Genomic DNA, 16,875 nt, shown 5'->3' with positions numbered 1-16,875 from the left:
CGGCCGGACGCCTGCATGACGCGGCGCCCTCAGCGCACGATGCTGGCGCGCACGCTGACCCGCTCGAACGCGCGCTCGCCGGCCACGCGCAGGTACCAACGGCCCGCGGCCGGCGCCATCACCTGGATCAGTTCGTTGTTGCCCGGCCGGCGCGAGCGCAGGTCGAAGTCGTCCGGCGTCGGAACTGCGGCATGCGACGCGGACAACGACACATCGCCGCTACCGCCCGACGTCAGCACGCGCAGGGAACGCGCGCCTTCGGGCACATCGATGCGGAACAACCGCGACGCGCCCACCGCGCCCGAGAGACCCTGGACCGGCACGCCATCGGTCAACGGCAGCGCCGGATCGGCGAGTACCGCGACCGATGCGCCGGCACTGTTGTCGCCCTCGTCCGGATCGTGGGTCTGCGAGGTCGCAGCGACGGTCAGCACCAGCGTCCGGCCGATGGCCGAGGCCGGCGCGGTCGCAGACAGCGCGAATGCCGCTTCGCCCGCAACCGCGAGCGCATCGTGATTGCACGACAGTGTCGTCGTGCCGCCACCGACGGCCGGCGCCTCGCAGTTCCAGCCGGCCGGTGCAGTGACCACGAGGTCCGCGAGCTCGGTGTCGATGACCGCACCGAAACCGGGGAACTGCGCGGCATCGGGGCCGGCGTTGCGCAGCACGGCCGAGAACGCCAGCGGCGCGCCCTCGAAGATTTCGGCATTCGCCGCCTCGGCCTCGATGCCGAGGTCGGCCAGCGCCGCCGGCTGCAACCGCAACAGCAGCACCGTGGGGTCGTGATCCGACAGCCGGGTCGGCGTGGTCGCATCGTTGCGCGCGGTCTCGGGGAAGTCGGCGTTGATGCGCGCATGGCTGATGGCGAGCCCGGCGACCAGCGGCGAATCGACGACCGCCTGGTTCACCAGCACATGGTCGAGCGACTGCGCCTGGTAGTCGAAGACGAACGAATAGCGCGCCTCACCGGCCGCCTCCAGCGTCATGTTCAGCAGCGACGGCGCCACCAGCACCGCGCCGTCGCCGTCGACCGCGGTCTGCGCATCCGGCGAAGGCAGACCGGTGGTCGTCCCCATCGCATCGACGTAGCCGTCGTTGAACTCGAAGGCATTGAAGTCACCGAGTACGACAATGTGCCGACCGGCATCGGCCCGTTGCATGTCGTCGATCAGCGTGGCCAGGAATTCGGCCTGGCGCTGACGCTTGGCACGCACCCGCGCGCCACCGCTGATCCAGCCATTGCTGCCGCCGTCGTCGGCCTCGATGCCGCTGAGTGAGCGCTGATGGACGACGATCGCGGTGAACGGGAACCGGCGACCGTCGGCGAAATGCGCCACCGCATCGAGCACCAGCGGCGGCCGATCGTTGAGCACGCTGGTCGAGCCGTTGGGGTTCGCCAGCACCGCCTCGGCGCCCTGCTGCACGACCGAGCGCACCTCGATCCGCGCGATGCCCGGCGCCACGGCTCCGGTCCGCACCAGGAAGCCAACATCGATGCCACCGACATCGAAGCCCTCCTGCAGATAGGCGACGTAGCCCGGATCGGGCTGGCCCGCGGCCATGGCATCGGCATTGATGCGCGCGGCCAGCCTCTGCAGCACGCCGAGGTTCTCGACCTCGGTCACGCCGACGACATCGGGCACATGCAGGAAGGCGCGGATGCCGATCGACACCTTGGCCAGCCGCCGTTCCAGCGCCGCGGCGGTCAGTGTCGGGCCGCTGTTGCCGTCGTTGGTGGTGTCGAAGAAGCGCTGCAGGTTGTAGGTTGCCAGACTCACATGGTCGGGGCCCGGCAGCGCCGCCGGACGCACCTCGCCGGCCCCACTGCAGTCGGTGTCGAGCGCGCCCTCGGGATAGATCGTGTAGCGCCGGAACGTGTAATCGAGCGGGCCGGTCAGCGAGCCGCCGACGATCCGGCAGCCGGCCGCAAGGTCGGCCGACGGCGCACCGATCGTGGCGCTGTTGACGACGATCGTCTCGGGATTGAAGTCCCAGCGCGGGATCGCTGGCGCGCTACTGCCCAAGGGGTCGGGATCGGGCACTTGGATGCCCGGCTCGCGGAACGGGCGCGGGGTCCCGGTCACCACGACCGCGAAGCGGCCGTTGCCGGTCGCACTCGCCGCGCGCTCGTCGATGTTGCCGCCGGTCGGCGCCACGACGGTGAAGCTCGGCGCGGTCACGCGCATGCCCTCCAACGGCTCGAGCTGGTCGAGACCGCCGTCGGCATGCGGCAGTTCGACGGTCAGCACGACCGGCGCCGGCAGCGCATGGCCGCTGGACAGCGCCACGACCGAGGCATCGGTGATCTCGGTCAGCGGGAGTTGGCGCGGGTCGGCGGCCGGCACGTACTCGATGACCGTGCCCTGCACCAGCACCTTGTTGCCGACCGCGGCATCGGCGGGCGGCACGCTGCCAGTGAACACGAACACGCCTTCCGACGTCATCGGGTCGCCGTCGTCCTCGCCGTCGGGCGTCTGGATGAAGAAGCCGTTGTTCTTGCGGCCGGTGACGATACCGGTCGTGGCGACCGGCTGGTTCTCGACCGGCGAGCGGGCACCCGGTCCCTGGATCTGATGGATCGGCAGCGTCAACACGTCATCGTTGACGATCAGCGCAGTCCCGCGCGTCTTGGCGACGAGCGCGCCCTCGACATCGGCCAGGTCCACGTGGAAATCCTCGTCGGACTCGACGCGCTCGTCGCCGACCACATCGACGTGGATCGTCAGCTCGCGTTGGCCGGGCGCGAAGCTGCCTGTCCCGGACTTGGCGATGTAGTCCTGGTCGGCCACGGTCGCGCTGCCATCGGTGGTCGCATACGCGAAGCGCACCCCATCCGGTCCCGCCGGCTGGTTGAGGCTGACGGTGAAGAAGAACGGCGTCGTGCCGCTGTCGCCCTCGGCGCCGCGGCTATCGCCGATGCTCAGGTACAGCGCCCCGCCTCCGCCGCAGACATTCGGCACCGAGGCGGCGTTGCGCGGCGCCGGTGCGGCGGCCGAGAAGTCGGCGGCGTTGTCGTCGCTGTCGGTGCAACCGCCGCCGGCACGCACGGCGGCCAGCGCATTGCCCAGCGCCGGGGCCGGCCCGGTGCCCTCGAAGAAGTTGGCGCCGCCGAAGCCGACCAGGTCGAGGATCAGCGCCTGCTGCGCCGGGGTGCAGGGCGTGCTGCCGCCGTTGCAGCCCAGCCCGGCTGCGGTGTCGGCCAGCACCACCTTGCCCGCGCTGCCCGACATATTGATTGTGCCGCTCGCATCGGGCGCCGGCAGTGGGTCGCCGTTCGCGCCGCCCGCCAGCGCGACGAGGAAGTAGCCGCCAGCGGGGATGTCGACGCTTGGCAGCACCACGATCTGGTTGGCACCGGCGCCGAAATGGCCGTTGCCGGTCGCACTCGCGTACTGCACCGACTTGCCGGCGAGCGAAGCGGGCTGGTCGCCGGCGTTGAACAGCTCGACGTAGTCGGCCTGGTACGGGGCGCCAGCGTTACCGCCTCCACCGTAGATCTGGCTGACCACCACCTGGGCCTGCGCGCCCGCGGCTGCGCAGGACAGCAACAGCGCCGGCAACAGCCGGCGGACGGTCTCGTTCATGCGTCGGTTCCCCTGGCATCCCCGGGCGAAGGCGCCCCTGGGCGGAGTGTGGACGGGGCCGATGTCGTTTGCATGACGCTGTGCGGCAATTGTCGACGACCCGGGTCACGGGCACCGGTCGCCGGGCGCAGGCAGCACCACGTCCTGCGCTACGCTGTGCGGATGACCATCGACCGCAACCAGCGTCCGCTCGAGGACAGCATCCACCGCGACCTGTCCGGGCGCTTGACCTATGGCGGCTACCTGCGCCTGGACCTGCTGCTCGCCGCCCAGCAGCCGCTGTCCGATCCGCCACACCATGACGAGATGCTGTTTGTCGTGCAGCACCAGGTCTCGGAGCTGTGGCTGAAACTGATGATCCACGAGCTGTCGGCGGCCATCGCACACCTGCGCCGCGACGAAGTCTGGCGCTGCCGCAAGGTGCTGGCGCGCTGCAAGCAGGTGCTGCGGCAGCTGACCGAACAATGGTCGGTGCTCGAGACGATGACGCCGGCCGAGTACATGGAGTTCCGCGATGTGCTGGGTCCCTCGTCCGGATTCCAGTCGCTGCAGTACCGCACGGTCGAGTTCCTGCTCGGCAACAAGAACGCCGCGATGCTGGAGGTGTTCGCGCACGACCCCGACGGGCAGGCCGGCTTGCGCGCGGTGCTGGAGCAGCCAGGCCTGTACGACGAGTTCCTGCGCTATCTCGCACGCTGGGGGCATCCGGTCGCAGCGGCGCACGTCGCGCGCGACTGGGCGCAGCCACATGTGTTCGATGCAGACCTGGTGCCGGTGCTGCGCACGATCTACGAGGACACCGATCGCTGGTGGCGCGAGTATTCGCTGTGCGAGGACCTGGTCGACCTGGAGAGCCAGTTCCAGTCGTGGCGCTTCCGCCACATGCGCACGGTGATGCGGATCATCGGCTTCAAGCGCGGCACCGGGGGCTCGAGCGGCGTGGGCTTCCTGCGCCAGGCGCTGGAGCTGAGCTTCTTCCCCGAGCTGTTCGAGGTCCGCACTCACCTTGGCCAGCCGACGCCGGCGGTGCCCGACTAGGCGCCGGCAGGTCCGATGGCCCTTTCCGGCAATGCGCTGCCGCTGTGGCTCCAGGCCCTGGCCTGGACCGCCTCGATCGCGGTGCTGCTGCGCCAGGTCGGCGCGTTGCGCACGCACATCCGCGCGGCCACGCCCGACACGCTGCGCGTGCTGCTGGCCGCGACCCTCGCGCTGGCGGCGATGCGCTGGTTCAACACGGCCGCGCTGCAGGGCGTGATGCTCCACTTCCTGGGCGCAACCATCGCAACCTTGCTGTTCGGCGCCGGTGTCGCCTGTTGGTCGATGGCCGCCGTCAGCCTGACCGGCGTGCTGCTGGGCGCGGCGTGGCAGGGCTGGGCGGCCGACTTCCTGGTCACCGGCGCGCTGCCGGTCGCCGTCACCGCCCTGGCCTCACGCGCGGCACGGCGCTGGGCGCCGCGCAACATCGTCGTCTACGTGATGCTCAACGCCTTTGCGGCCGCCGCTCTGGCGATGGCGGCCTCGATGCTTGCCAAGGCCGCCTTGACGGCCTGGCTCGGCGGCCGCACGGTCGATGCCTACCTGACCGCGACGCCGCTGCTGATGTTTGCCGAGGCGTTCTTCTCCGGAACGGTCATGGCCCTGATCGTGGTCTACCGGTCACACTGGTGCGTGAGTTTCGACGACCGCGCCTACCTCTGGCCGCAGGCGCCCATGTAACCGGACCGGCGGCCGCGCACCTCTGCTCGAGGCAGCGCCGGATCGCCCGACGGGCCCGGATCACGGCCACGGTCCACCGCTCTGCCCGCCTCTTGGGCAGCCCACGGCATGGCACGGCGGCGTGCGCGCGTCATCTGGGGGCGCCCCCAGCACCGCCTTCACATGGCGCACACTAAAGTGCGCTCCCCATTCATCATGAACAGGAATCGCAACGATGGCGATGTTGACCGCGACGATCGCAGGCGGGCTGATGGGCTTCGGCCTGATCAACTTCATGGCCCACAAGGCCAAGAGCGCGAACCACCCATGGGACGTGCGCGAGTTCACGGCCGAAGGCGACGTGCTGGGCCGGGTCGACGCCTGGGCCGCGGCCAACGGCTACAAGCTGCGCAGCGACGACGGCCGCCGCCGCGTCTACCAGAAGGGCAGCAACGTCCTGACCGCGCCGATGCGCCTGGACGTCGAGCGCGACGGCAACCGTTACACCACCCGCAGCTACGTGCACGTCGACGGCCTGCTGCTCAAGGGCGACCTCGCGCTGTCCTACCCGGGCGTGATGGCCAAGCTGCCGCGCGCCAATGCCCTCAAGGTGCAGAACCAGCTTTTGGCCGATCTGGGCCAGCCGCCGCTGGGCTGACCCACCTGTCGCCCCCGCCTACATCGTCGATGCCGGTGGGGGCGATATCGGCGCGTACGGTCAGCGCGCCATGCGATCGAGCCAGGCGCACAAGCCCTGCGCGTTGAGGGCGATGTCGCCGCCGAGCACCTCGCGCACGCGTGCCGGTGCGTCGGCGATGCCGTGGGCCACGGCCCGCTCGCGATCGCGCGCGAAATCCGCTTCGCCGTACACCGCTTTCGCGCCGGCGACCAGCCGCGTCGGATCGAGCATGTGCGGCACCGCGCGTATACACGACGAGCCGCGCATTGGACAACGCGCGCATCAACGGCCCGGCGCCACCGAGGTGGTCGGGGGGCACGTGCGTGACCATGCCCCAGCCGAGCGCTGCGCGATCGACACCGGCCACATCGATCGCGGCGAATACGCGTGGCGTGCAGGCGGCGATCCGCGCGGCCGTCGTCGCGGTCGTTCCATCACCCGCCCGTTCCGATCAGCGCGAAGCCCGCGCCGCTAGGGCGCACCCCTCGGAGGGCGACGCATGCATCGTCATGGCTCGACTCCGGTCAAGAGCCGGTTCATGCGCAGACGTTGCAGATAGCGATCGCGCAACTTAGTTTGGCGCGAACGCATCTCCACCGTGCGGCCTGCGATCCACACATGCTGGGCCTGCGTGGTCAGTTCCAGCGGGTCGCCATCCCACAGCACCAGGTCGGCCTGCCGCCCTACGGCGATCTGTCCGTGCGTGTCGCCCAGGCCGAAGACGTCGGCGGCGGTCGAGGTCACGGCTTGCAGCGCCACCTCCCAGGGCACGCCCTGCGCGACCGCGTTGCCGGCCACCTGGCGGATGGTGCGGGCGTTGTGCAGGTGGCCGGACGTGAAGACGATGCGTACCCCGGCCTCGTGCAGGATGCGTGCGTTGTCCAGCGTGCCCTGGCTGAAGCCGAACGGCAGGTTGCTGTGCGGATGCAGGATCACAGGCACATCGGCGCGCGCCAGCTGATCAGCGACCATCCATGCCTCGGTGCCGCCACCGATGATCGGCCTGATGTCGTGCCTGCGGGCGAGTTCCAGCAACCGCACGATGTCCACTGCCCGCCCGACCCCGAACACCACGCGACGGTCGCCGAGATACGACTTCAGCGCCTCTCGTCCGGCCGGCTGCAGCAGCATGCCGTGCCCCATCGGCCCGCTCAGCCGGGTCTCGCGCAGCGCCTGCTCGAACAGCATGAAGAGCCCCGCTCGGGTGCCGCCGTTCTTCGCGGACGGCCCAGTCCAGTCGACGAACAGCGAGCGGCTGCCAGGAAGTTCCGCATCGTAGCGGCCGTCCAAGGTGACGGCCATGCCCTGTCCGGCGAGGATGGAATCCTCGGCCACCGGCGCGAGCACCGTCCAGGTGATGCCCTCCGTGCGCGTCACCGGCACCACGACGGACCGCGGGTTGAAGGCCAGACCGACGTCGAACTCCGGCCGCCAGCGCTGGTCGTAGGCGGGCGCCGCCAGATTCAACTTGAACTGGATATCGTCGTCCATCACTTCGGACAGGCCGATGTTGGAGATCCCGGCGAACAGACCGGGGGTCAGCGGGCGTCCGGCCGCTTCCACTACCTCGACGCCCACCTCGACGGGCAACCCCTTGCCGACGGCGACGATCCGGCCGCCACGTACCCGCACGTCGCTGTCCTCCAACGTTCCCGCGTCGCCCGCCGTGTGGACCTGCGCACCGCGGATGAGCACATCCTGCCCGTGGGCCGGCACAATTACGGTGATCGCGGCCCCGAGCGTCAACGCACCTGCCATGACGATTCGCATGTTCATGGCGAAGCCTCCGGCAACGACTGTCCCAGCATGAAGTCCGACCGCGGGCGCTCGGGCCGGCGGCGGCGATCGAACACCAGCACGCCGTCCATGTAGACCTGCTCGGTCAGCGCATAGGCGCTGAAGGGACTACCGTTCCAAATCACGACATCGGCTATGAACCCCGGTGCCAGCGTGCCGACGCGCTCCCTCAGGCCCAGGGCGCGAGCCGCGTTCGAGGTGACCCATCCGATCGCGCGCTCCGGTGGAATGTCCATGCCCATCGACCAGCCGCGCGCCATGCCCTTGGCAGCCTCCTGGTTCAGGCGCTGCACCAGCATGGGGGAGTCGGAATGCACGATGGAGCAGCCGCCGGATGGATAATCCACCATCGCCAAGTTCTCTTGGATGCCGTCGTAGGCTTCCATCTTGAAGCCCCACCAGTCGTGCCACATCGCTGCACAGACGCCTCTCCCGGCCAGAACCCCGGCGATCTTGTAGGCCTCGACGGCGTGGTGGAACGCGGTGATGCGGAAGCCGAACTCGTCGGCGACGTCCAGCATGGCGAGCATGTCGTCGGCGCGATAACAATGCATGTGCACCGGCAACCGGCCGTCGAGGATAGCGACAAGGGTTTCCATGTGGGGATCGCGCTTGGGGTCGTCCTGTAGGCTGTACTCCTGCGCGTCCATGAATGCCCTGCGCAACACCGCGATGCTGCCCATCCGTGTCGCCGGCGACTGATTGCGCCCGCCATAGACCCGCTTCGGGTTCTCGCCGCAAGCCATCTTCACGCCGGCCACCGCACCGGGGAACTTCATGTCCCGATACGAAATGCCAGGAACGTTGCGCAGCACCACCGCCCGTCCGCCGACCAGGTTGGCCGATCCGGGCAGGATCTGCACGGTGGTGACGCCGCCCTCCAGCGCCGCCTGAAACGAAGGATCTTGGGGCCAGACGCTGTGCTCGATCCACAACTGGCCCGTGAGTGGGCCGGTCATCTCGTTGGTTTCGGCCTGGGAGGTCGATCCGCCCGACGGGGCCCCGCCCATATGCGAGTGGACATCGATCAGGCCCGGCGTGACCCAGCGCCCCCGGGCATCGACTTCGCGCGTGCCGGCCGGCGCGGCGAGGCTGCGCCCCACCGCAACGATCCGGCCGTCGGCCATCAACAGGTCGCCATCGTCGATGCGTCGGCCGTCGCCGGTGAGGATCGTCGCGCCGCGTATGAGCGTCGGCGGCGCGGTGAACGGGTGTAGGTGGAGGGATAGGGACCGCTGTCGGCCACGACGGCTACCGCGACCACAGGCGCCGTCGCAGCCGTGGCGATCGCCGTCGCCAGCACGGCGATCGCGCGCCGTTTGTTCTTGCGCAGTGTCATTGCATCACCAGCCTTTGCTAAAGCGCATCGTGATGTAGCGGCCCATGGCATCTGCATTGAAGACGTCGAACCCAACGGGCGTGTACCCGAGACTGACGCCGGACAGGTCCACCCGCGGCGGCGCCTCGTCGAACAGGTTACTGATGCCGAACGAGAGCCGCGCACCCTGCAGAAATCCGGTCCGCGGTCGCATACCCAGGTCGTAAGCAAGGTTCAAATCGGCCGTCGTCCAGGCGCGGATGGGCTCGTCCACGGCCCTGACGTTGTTGACGTAGCCGTCGGCATAATTGATGGCGAGCGTCATGCCGAATCCGCCGCGCGTCCATGTCCCCATAGTGCGGAAGCGCCAGTCAAGTGGCTGGTTGTAGGTATCGATCTGATCGAACGTCGTGGTACCGGGGGCGAACGAGGTCAACATCTTGCGCATGTGGGTTGCGCTGAACTGGACGTCGAAACCGTCCGCATCCTTCATGAAGTGATAGCGCGCTGAGAGGTCGTAGCCGCTGACCCGCATCCGCGCCGCGTTCTTCTGCCGCAGGTCGAACACGTAGCGGACGCCGGTCGCCCCGAATCCTTCCCAGTCGATCCACAGGTCGCCCGCCGCGATGCGCTCCGCCAGGTAGGCCTCGGCCGCGGCATCGTCGGCGAGTTCGGTGATCAAATCGCCGAAATCGCTGCGGCGCATCAGTGCACCGTCGTCGTAAGCCGGATTGGTGATGCGGTCGGTGTAGTCGATGTCGAATCCGTTGATCGAAAGTTCCAGGCCGCCGATCTCCGGCGGGCGCCAGGTGAAGCCGACCGCGATGTTTTCCGACTTCTCCGACCCGAGGGGGGCGCTGCCCATGCGATAGAACATTGGCACCCGCGCGCCGCTGCCGTCGCCGGCGTACACCGTTCCGGTGGAGATCTGCTGGCCGCGCATCCCGACGGCCTTTTCGGCCACCGTCGGCGCCCGGAACGAAGTGCTGTAGCTGGCACGCAGGTCGAGGTTCTCGGTTGGAGACCAGACCAGACCGACCTTAGGATTGGATGATCTGCCAAAATCCGAGTAATCGTCATGGCGGAACGCCAGCGACAGTCCGATCCGGTCTACCCAGGCCAGCCCCTGGCGGCGTCCGACGATCGGCACGTAGGTTTCGGCAAAGGCATAAGTGACGTTCCGAGCATCATCGGCGCGCACTGAGAAGCCCGTGCTGGGAATCTCGCTGATCCGCGTCGACAACACGGTTTCTTCGCGATAGCCGACACCCAGAGCCAGCTTCACCTCGCCGCCCGGAAGCTCGAACAAGGTGCCATCGGTCTTGAGATCCAGCATCCAGGTATCAAAACGGTCGTGATAATCCCGTATCCACTGCACGCGGTTGCCCGTCGCCAGATGGGTGTAAGTCATATCCGTCTTGGTCACCGTGCTGCCGACATTGCCTTCCAGCGAAAACCGCCAGTCGGAATCGGCGACCGGCTCGTACCCGATACTTACGGCCGCGCTCCAGCGGTTGGTAGTGGGTGAACTAGTCGAGGCGACGGGGTCGGTACCGCCCGCGGACAGTGAATCCACTTCTTCGTACGAGTACAACACGTCGGCAGCGACATCGAATCCATCCGGCAGTTGTTGCTGCAGCGAGAACAGCAGACTGGCGGCCTGCCGCCGCGGCAGCAGCCAATTGGCGTCGTAGCCAGGCGCGGTGATGTAGGCGCGGTCGCGGACGTCCAGCGGCGAGCGGCGATAGTGCTCGCCGATCAGCATCATGTTGCCGCCCTGCCAGGCCGAGCCCCACGCCATCGCCCTGCGGCCGTCGCTCGTAGACCCGTCGCTCGCGGAGCCGTGCTGCAGCGAGACCTCGGTGCCGTCGAAGTCGTCGCGCAGAATGATGTTGACCACGCCGGCGACGGCGTCGGCGCCGTAGATGGCCGATGCGCCGTCGGTCAGGATCTCGATCCTATCCACCGCCGTCACAGGGATGGTGCTGACGTCGACGAACTGGCCTTGGGCCGAGGGCGCGACACGGCGTCCGTTGATCAGGGTTAGGGTGGACTGGGAACCCAGCCCCCGCAGGTTGAAGCCAGTGCCGCGCGAGAGGTTCTGCCCCGCCCGGGTCGCGAGGCCGAAGTCGGCCATCTCGTTCGAGCCCGAAGCACCGCCCTTGAAGTGCATCGGCAGCGACTCGATCAGCTGCATCATATTGGAGTAGCCGGACCGTTCGATGTAGTCGCGGTCGAAGGTCGTCAGCGGCGCGGTGGCGTTGGCTGTTCCGCGCAGGTGCGAGCCGGTGACCAAGACTGCGCCGAACTGCACCGTCTCCGGAACGTCGGGCCGCATCCGCCCAAGCGAAGGGTCGGGTGGGTCCGGCGTCGCGGCGCGGATGCCGACGGTGTGTTCGTCGATGCGTTCGGACACCAATCCGCTACCCTCGAGCAGCGCCTCCAGCGCCTGCCCCGCTGTCAGGCGCCCGGAAACCGCGGATGCACTACGCCCCTCGGCAATATGGGTGAAGTACGCGACCTGCAGGCCTGTCTGTTCGGCAAATTGCCTGAGCGCGTCCCGCAGCGAGCCGCCGCCCAGGTCGATCGTGTAGGGCTGTTCCGATGCCGCGGCGACGCTCGGCGCGGTCAAGAACGCGGTGGCCAGTACGACGGACTGCAAGATGTTGGATCGCACGAAGATTCCCCTTTTGCGCTGACGGCTCCCTTGCCCAACAGACGGGTCGAGGCACCGGAAATGGCTACCTGCACGTTCCTGCCAGTAGCGTCCGCGCGCGCGATGCGCTTGGCTCGACCGCACTGGACACCGGAAGTTCTGCATGCCTGGCATCCGGACGAGGCATCGCGCTCGAGAGCGGCCCTGTTACGACCGCTACGAGGCACGGCTTTACGACCTAGACGACCGGCGCCTACCACTGGTCAGTTCATCGCCTGATCGTGGAACTGCAGCCGTTTCCGCTATCCTCCTCGCCGCAGGCATTGGCAGCTTCGGTGCGACCCGGGCCGAGGGCGTCGACGGGCACCAGGACGATGCGGCCGCTTGCGCGGCGCGAAGGCTCAACGATGCCAGCGTGCTCTAGGAACCGTGCCAGCGCCTCTGGCCGGTTCGAATCGAACACGCCGCTGACGCGTTCTGCGGAGAGCGCGGGATCGTCGAGCACCAGTTTCACCGTGTTGTAGCGATTGAATTCGGCCACGACGTCGGCCAGCGCGGCGCCGTCGAACACCAGTCGGGCGCCGCGCCATGCGGTCGCCGCCTCGGGATTGTCGATGTCCCGCGTCCGCATGGTGTGCGCCACGATGTCCGCGCGCTGCCCAGCCAGGAGCCGGAGCGCGTCGTCGGGCGCGGCGGCACGCACCGAAGCCGGACGGGCGCGTGCGACGGCGACCTCGCCCTGAAGGACCGAGACGATGGTCTGCTCCGCGGTCCTGCGGACCACGAACGCGGTGCCCACTGCCTCAACCACCACCCCGCCGCTCGCCACCCGGAATGGACGCACGGCATCCTTTTCCACTGAGAACAGCGCCTCGCCCGCCAGCAGCCGCACCTCGCGCGCCGTCTCCGAGAACGCCACCTGCAGACGCGTATCGGTGTTGAGCTCCACCGACGAGCCGTCGGCGAGGCGGACCGTGCGCTGCTCGCCGATCGCGGTGGTGTAGTCGCCGCCCGCACCGGACGGCATCAGGACCAGCCCGAGCGAGGACAGCAGCACGACCGCCAGGGCGGTGACGCCCGCCAACATCGCAAAGGGCGTTCTGGACGCGACGTGTTCGCCGTCGCCAAAGTTCCCCAGATCGACCACATTGGTGTCCGTCCGCGCGAGCAGCGCGTCGACGTCGATCCGCCGCTCCGGATCCAGCAGTCCCAGTTCCGCCCAGACCCTTTCGGCGCGCAAGTATTCCTCGAGGTGCACCGGCGAGCGCTTGAGCCAAGCCACGAATGCCCGGCGTTCATCGACGCTGGAGCCGGCTTCGGCGAAAGACACCACCCACTCAGCCGCCTGCGCGGCGATGTCGCGCTGTCCGCCCATGCCGCCGATCCCGTTCATTGCGCACCGGCCGCAAGCGTGCGGCACGCAGCCAACCCGCGCGCGAGGTACTTCTTGACCATGCCGACAGACAGGTCCATTCGCGCCGCGATCTCCTGGCAGGTCATGCCGTCGCGCCTGTGCATCAACACCACCGCCTGGCACTTTGGGCTCAGCGTAGCCAGCGCGCCCGACAGCGCGCGCAGCCGGTCGTCGCGCTCGATCCGCTCGGCCGGATCGTCGGCCGGATCCACCAGCGCCTGCAGCGGCTCGTGCGCATGCGGCATCCGGTTGCGTGCGAGCATCCTCCACTCGTGGACGGCATGGGCGGCTAGACGGATGACGAAGGCGCGCGGGTCGCGGATCAGGCGCACATCTTCCATCCGCAGCAGGCGCAGGTAGACCTCCTGCGCCAAGTCCTCGGCCAGATGCTGCTGACCCGTGCGCGAGCGCAGGAAGCGCAGCAGGTCGCCGTTGACGGTAGAGACCACGTCGTCGAACCATTGTTCACGATGATCCTTGACCGTGTGCATCGCGTCCGCTTGCGCTTGCGTGGATGGTCCGGCGACGCGGCTGCGTTCGCGCCGCCGCTTCAACCCCAGGCCTCGTGCTTCACCCGTGCGGAATTGCCGCCCGGCAGCTTGCCGGTGCCCGCCTCGAATCGGCTGGGGCCCTCGCAAGCCGACCGTCCTAGTGCGCGCAGGTACGGCCCGAAGACGATGCCCGCCACCCCGCCCCGGTCGGCCAACGCGCTCGCTGGTCTCAGGCAGCCGGCCGCCGCCACATCCGCCACGATCAGCAGTCTCCGTCGATCCAATGCCGCCTCCCTCGCGATGGCTATCCCTGCCGTAGACGGGCCAGCAGCGAAAAACGACTACCTTCGCGCTGCCGCGATCGCGACGCACTCGATTCTTGCCGGGTCCGGAGCGCGTCCCGACGGTGCGACGTGGCCTGCGTGCAGTCTCAGCACGCGTCCCGGCGCAGCCAGTCGCCCAGTCCCTGGGCGTTGAGCTCGATATCCATCGCCAGTAGCCTCGGCACCCGCGAAGCCGCATCCGTCACCCCGTGCCGCTGCGCGCGCTTCACGTACAACCGCGTCAGCGCCTCGACCAGGTGGCCATGGCGGTCGGGGTCGCGTGCCAGTGCGCGTGCCAGGGCCGCCATTTCGTCCACCTGTGCGATCAGGTCGCTGCCAAGCTGCTGACAGTCTGTCACTTCGCCGTAGTGGGTCAGGTAGACGCGCGCCGGCGCCTCGGCGAGTATCCGGCACACCGAGTCCTTCATCGCGCCCGGGTCGAACTGCACCGGCGAACTGGTGGGGATAACGAACGCCCCGCGCTCGGTGTCGAGCTCGCGATAGGAAATGCCGAAGGTGTCGCCGGCGAACCAACTGCGGGTGGCTGCGTCCCAGACGCTGTAGTGGTGGCGCGCGTGGCCGGGCGTGTCGACGCAGACCAGCGCCCTGCCCGCCAGATCGACGACATGGCCGTCGTCGGCGATCACCACGCGCGACTCAGGCACCGGCAGCATGCCGGCATGGTCGCGCGCGAAGTCCGCCTCGCCGTACACCGCCTTCGCACCGGCAATCAGCCGCGTCGGATCGATCATGTGCGGCGCGCCGCGCGGATGCACGACGAGTCGCGCGCTGGGCAGCGCGCGCATCAACGGTCCGGCGCCGCCGGCGTGGTCGAGATGCACGTGCGTGACCATGACCCAGTCGATCGATGCGCGATCGACCCCAGCCGCATCGATCGCGGCGAGCACGCGCGGCGCGCAGGTCGCGGTCCCGCAGTCGATCAGCGCGGCGCGCCCTTCGCTGCGCACCAGATAGGCGGCGCATAACGCCGGCCGCACGTAGCCGGTGTCGATGATCGTGATTCCGCCGCTGTCGTCGCGCATCGCATCGCTCCAGGTCGCTGCCGGCAGTCTAGGCCGTGCGTTGGAAGACGCGCATGGGCCTTTGGTCGTAGGCGTGGCCGGGTCTGGCCTCAGTCGCGCGGCCGCAGGATCGCCAAGCGCAGCACGAACGCGGCGCCGAGCACCGCCAGGAACACCCCGTAGCCGACCGCGGTCGCCAGGATCTGCTGCCACATGTGGCCATGCACCGGATCGGCGCTCGTCTGCGCCCAGTAGATCGAGACCATGAAGGCGGCGACCGACACCGCCAGGCTGGCCAGATCGTAGAGCACGCGCCGCACGCCACGCGGACGCCGGGGGTAGACCCAGAACAGCACGCCGAGGATCGCGAACCACGGCAGGAACAACAGCAGTGTCAGGTTGAACTCGACGAGCGGGTTCATGATGCCGCCTTCTCCACCTCCGCCGCAGCGATTGCATCCAGCGCAGCCTGCACGTCGGCCAGCGCAACGCCCTCGCCAAGCGCGGCCGGCGCCTGCGCCGGTGCCAACTCACCGCGACGCAAGCGCGCGATGGTCTGACCCGCCTCGCGCGGCGCGTCGAAGGCGTGGCTCTGCAGCAGCACCCGATCGCCGTCCACGAGCTTGAAATAGAACCGGCCATCGTCCTCACGGTACTGCTTGAACTGTGGCGGCTCGTTGCGGATCGCGGCGGCCCCGGCGGTGGCCGGCACCGCCACGCGGCCCAGATCGCGCAGCCCGACCGCATCGCGCAGTTGTGCCAGCAGCGGCGTGGCATAGCGCTCGCGCAGCCGGCGCCCGCCATCGCGCAGGATGTCCTCGATATCCGACGGCCGCGCGATCAGCGCCTCGTAGCGCTCCCGCGTCGGCGCGATCTCGCGCTCCATCACATCGAGCGCCTGTTGCTTGGCCTCACCCCAGCCGATGCCATCGGCGAAGGCCTGTGCGAAGGCGGCCGTCTGCTCGGGCGTGGCGAACGCCTGGTAGAGCTGGAACAGCGCCGAGCCTTCGGTGTCCTTCGGCTCGCCCGGCGCACGGGAGTCGGTGAGAATCGAGAACACCAACTTCTTGAGCTGCGCAGGCGGCGCGAACAGCGGAATGGTGTTGTCGTAGCTTTTGCTCATCTTGCGGCCATCCAGGCCGGGCAGCGTGGCGACGTCGTCGTCGATCACCGCCTCGGGCAACGTGAACCACTCGCGCCCGTACAGATGGTTGAAGCGCTGCGCGAAATCGCGCGCCATCTCGATGTGCTGGATCTGGTCGCGCCCCACCGGCACGCGGTCGGCATTGAAGATTAGGATGTCGGCGGCCATCAGCACTGGATAAAGATAGAGCCCGGCGGTCACCGATGCGTCCTCATCCAGCGCCTGGGCCCGATTCCGGTCCACGGCAGCCTTGTAGGCATGTGCCCGATTGAGCAAGCCCTTGCCTGCCACGCAGGTCAGCAACCACATCAGTTCGGTGGTTTCGGGCACGTCGCTCTGGCGGTAGAACCAGACCTTCGCCGGGTCCAGACCGGCGGCCAGCCACGTCGCCGAGACTTCCAGCGTCGAGCGCTGTACCCGGGCCGGGTCCTGCGTGTTGACCAGGCTGTGGAGGTCGGCGAGGAAATAGAAACTCTCGGTGCCCGGCGCCTTGCTGGCGGCGACCGCGGGGCGCACGGCGCCGACGTAGTTGCCGACATGCGGCGTGCCAGAGGGCTTGATGCCAGTGAGGATGCGCAGGGGACGTTGTGACATGACAGCAGCGACAGACCAGGGAGTCCCAGTCTACCTGTTCGACTACGGTCGCTCGCGGCGTGCGCCGGGCGGCGAGCGTGGTTGCGGAGGCTGCACCAGTCATCGAGCTCCGAGGGTCATACGAAGACGGGCCGGTCGCCCGGCCCGCCTCGTACGGC

General features: G+C 68.7%; 14 protein-coding genes. 3 read left to right on the top strand and 11 right to left on the bottom strand.

What is annotated here, in order from left to right:
* Positions 1-29 precede the first annotated feature (29 nt).
* Positions 30-3,584 carry a pre-peptidase C-terminal domain-containing protein gene (locus ABE488_RS05100; protein WP_346447383.1) on the bottom strand — a complete coding sequence of 1,185 codons (3,555 nt, stop codon included), beginning with the start codon at positions 3,582-3,584 and terminating at the stop codon, positions 30-32.
* A gap of 162 nt (positions 3,585-3,746) precedes the next feature.
* Here ABE488_RS05100 and ABE488_RS05095 point away from each other — a divergent pair, with 162 nt between their 5' ends.
* The 3 genes from ABE488_RS05095 to ABE488_RS05085 all read left to right on the top strand — a co-directional run bounded on the left by ABE488_RS05095 (position 3,747) and on the right by ABE488_RS05085 (position 5,937).
* The gene (locus ABE488_RS05095) at positions 3,747-4,622 is read left to right on the top strand and encodes a tryptophan 2,3-dioxygenase family protein (RefSeq protein WP_346441736.1); all 876 of its coding nucleotides are present in this window, start codon (positions 3,747-3,749) and stop codon (positions 4,620-4,622) included.
* A gap of 15 nt (positions 4,623-4,637) precedes the next feature.
* Entirely contained in the window at positions 4,638-5,300 is a 663-nt protein-coding gene (locus tag ABE488_RS05090) for an energy-coupling factor ABC transporter permease (protein WP_346447382.1), read from the top strand.
* A 214-nt stretch (positions 5,301-5,514) separates the two neighbouring features.
* Complete coding sequence (locus ABE488_RS05085) at positions 5,515-5,937, top strand: hypothetical protein (protein ID WP_346447381.1); 423 nt, start codon at positions 5,515-5,517, stop codon at positions 5,935-5,937.
* Between the two features lie 60 nt (positions 5,938-5,997).
* Here ABE488_RS05085 and ABE488_RS05080 read toward each other — a convergent pair whose 3' ends face one another.
* The 10 genes from ABE488_RS05080 to ABE488_RS05035 form a co-directional block, all read right to left on the bottom strand.
* Entirely contained in the window at positions 5,998-6,189 is a 192-nt protein-coding gene (locus ABE488_RS05080; protein ID WP_346447380.1) for a hypothetical protein, read from the bottom strand.
* Between the two features lie 276 nt (positions 6,190-6,465).
* On the bottom strand, positions 6,466-7,734 hold the full coding sequence (locus ABE488_RS05075) for an amidohydrolase family protein (RefSeq protein ID WP_346447379.1): 1,269 nt from the start codon (positions 7,732-7,734) through the stop codon (positions 6,466-6,468).
* The gene (locus tag ABE488_RS05070) at positions 7,731-8,882 is read right to left on the bottom strand and encodes an amidohydrolase (RefSeq protein WP_346447378.1); all 1,152 of its coding nucleotides are present in this window, start codon (positions 8,880-8,882) and stop codon (positions 7,731-7,733) included. The genes ABE488_RS05075 and ABE488_RS05070 overlap by 4 nt, the downstream gene beginning before the upstream one ends.
* Positions 8,882-9,094, bottom strand: coding sequence for a hypothetical protein (locus tag ABE488_RS05065; RefSeq protein WP_346447377.1), 213 nt, complete (start codon positions 9,092-9,094; stop codon positions 8,882-8,884). Before ABE488_RS05065 ends, ABE488_RS05070 begins: the two co-directional genes overlap by 1 nt.
* A gap of 4 nt (positions 9,095-9,098) precedes the next feature.
* Positions 9,099-11,750, bottom strand: a complete 2,652-nt coding sequence (locus tag ABE488_RS05060) for a TonB-dependent receptor (RefSeq protein WP_346447376.1) — start codon at positions 11,748-11,750, stop codon at positions 9,099-9,101.
* A gap of 247 nt (positions 11,751-11,997) precedes the next feature.
* Positions 11,998-13,122: a FecR domain-containing protein gene (locus tag ABE488_RS05055; RefSeq protein ID WP_346447375.1), complete on the bottom strand. Its 1,125-nt coding sequence runs from the start codon at positions 13,120-13,122 to the stop codon at positions 11,998-12,000.
* Positions 13,119-13,634, bottom strand: a complete 516-nt coding sequence (locus ABE488_RS05050) for an RNA polymerase sigma factor (protein WP_346447374.1) — start codon at positions 13,632-13,634, stop codon at positions 13,119-13,121. Before ABE488_RS05050 ends, ABE488_RS05055 begins: the two co-directional genes overlap by 4 nt.
* A gap of 430 nt (positions 13,635-14,064) precedes the next feature.
* The gene (locus tag ABE488_RS05045) at positions 14,065-15,000 is read right to left on the bottom strand and encodes an MBL fold metallo-hydrolase (protein WP_346447373.1); all 936 of its coding nucleotides are present in this window, start codon (positions 14,998-15,000) and stop codon (positions 14,065-14,067) included.
* Positions 15,001-15,089: 89 nt separating this feature from the next.
* Positions 15,090-15,401 carry a hypothetical protein gene (locus ABE488_RS05040; protein ID WP_346441740.1) on the bottom strand — a complete coding sequence of 104 codons (312 nt, stop codon included), beginning with the start codon at positions 15,399-15,401 and terminating at the stop codon, positions 15,090-15,092.
* Positions 15,398-16,717, bottom strand: coding sequence for a tryptophan--tRNA ligase (locus ABE488_RS05035; RefSeq protein WP_346447372.1), 1,320 nt, complete (start codon positions 16,715-16,717; stop codon positions 15,398-15,400). Before ABE488_RS05035 ends, ABE488_RS05040 begins: the two co-directional genes overlap by 4 nt.
* Positions 16,718-16,875 lie beyond the last annotated feature (158 nt).

Source organism: Luteimonas sp. TWI662 (assembly GCF_039673825.1).
Taxonomy (GTDB): Bacteria; Pseudomonadota; Gammaproteobacteria; order Xanthomonadales; family Xanthomonadaceae; genus Luteimonas.
This window is presented reverse-complemented; position numbering and strand designations above follow the sequence as displayed.

Excerpts from the sequence above, each read along its gene's own strand:
- ABE488_RS05100 (WP_346447383.1), bottom strand. The coding sequence starts at position 3,584 with ATGAACGAGACCGTCCGCCGGCTGTTGCCGGCGCTGTTGCTGTCCTGC.
- ABE488_RS05095 (WP_346441736.1), top strand. The coding sequence starts at position 3,747 with ATGACCATCGACCGCAACCAGCGTCCGCTCGAGGACAGCATCCACCGC.
- ABE488_RS05090 (WP_346447382.1), top strand. The coding sequence starts at position 4,638 with ATGGCCCTTTCCGGCAATGCGCTGCCGCTGTGGCTCCAGGCCCTGGCC.
- ABE488_RS05085 (WP_346447381.1), top strand. The coding sequence starts at position 5,515 with ATGGCGATGTTGACCGCGACGATCGCAGGCGGGCTGATGGGCTTCGGC.
- ABE488_RS05080 (WP_346447380.1), bottom strand. The coding sequence starts at position 6,189 with ATGCTCGATCCGACGCGGCTGGTCGCCGGCGCGAAAGCGGTGTACGGC.
- ABE488_RS05075 (WP_346447379.1), bottom strand. The coding sequence starts at position 7,734 with ATGAACATGCGAATCGTCATGGCAGGTGCGTTGACGCTCGGGGCCGCG.
- ABE488_RS05070 (WP_346447378.1), bottom strand. The coding sequence starts at position 8,882 with ATGGCCGACGGCCGGATCGTTGCGGTGGGGCGCAGCCTCGCCGCGCCG.
- ABE488_RS05065 (WP_346447377.1), bottom strand. The coding sequence starts at position 9,094 with ATGACACTGCGCAAGAACAAACGGCGCGCGATCGCCGTGCTGGCGACG.
- ABE488_RS05055 (WP_346447375.1), bottom strand. The coding sequence starts at position 13,122 with ATGAACGGGATCGGCGGCATGGGCGGACAGCGCGACATCGCCGCGCAG.
- ABE488_RS05050 (WP_346447374.1), bottom strand. The coding sequence starts at position 13,634 with ATGCACACGGTCAAGGATCATCGTGAACAATGGTTCGACGACGTGGTC.
- ABE488_RS05045 (WP_346447373.1), bottom strand. The coding sequence starts at position 15,000 with ATGCGCGACGACAGCGGCGGAATCACGATCATCGACACCGGCTACGTG.
- ABE488_RS05040 (WP_346441740.1), bottom strand. The coding sequence starts at position 15,401 with ATGAACCCGCTCGTCGAGTTCAACCTGACACTGCTGTTGTTCCTGCCG.
- ABE488_RS05035 (WP_346447372.1), bottom strand. The coding sequence starts at position 16,717 with ATGTCACAACGTCCCCTGCGCATCCTCACTGGCATCAAGCCCTCTGGC.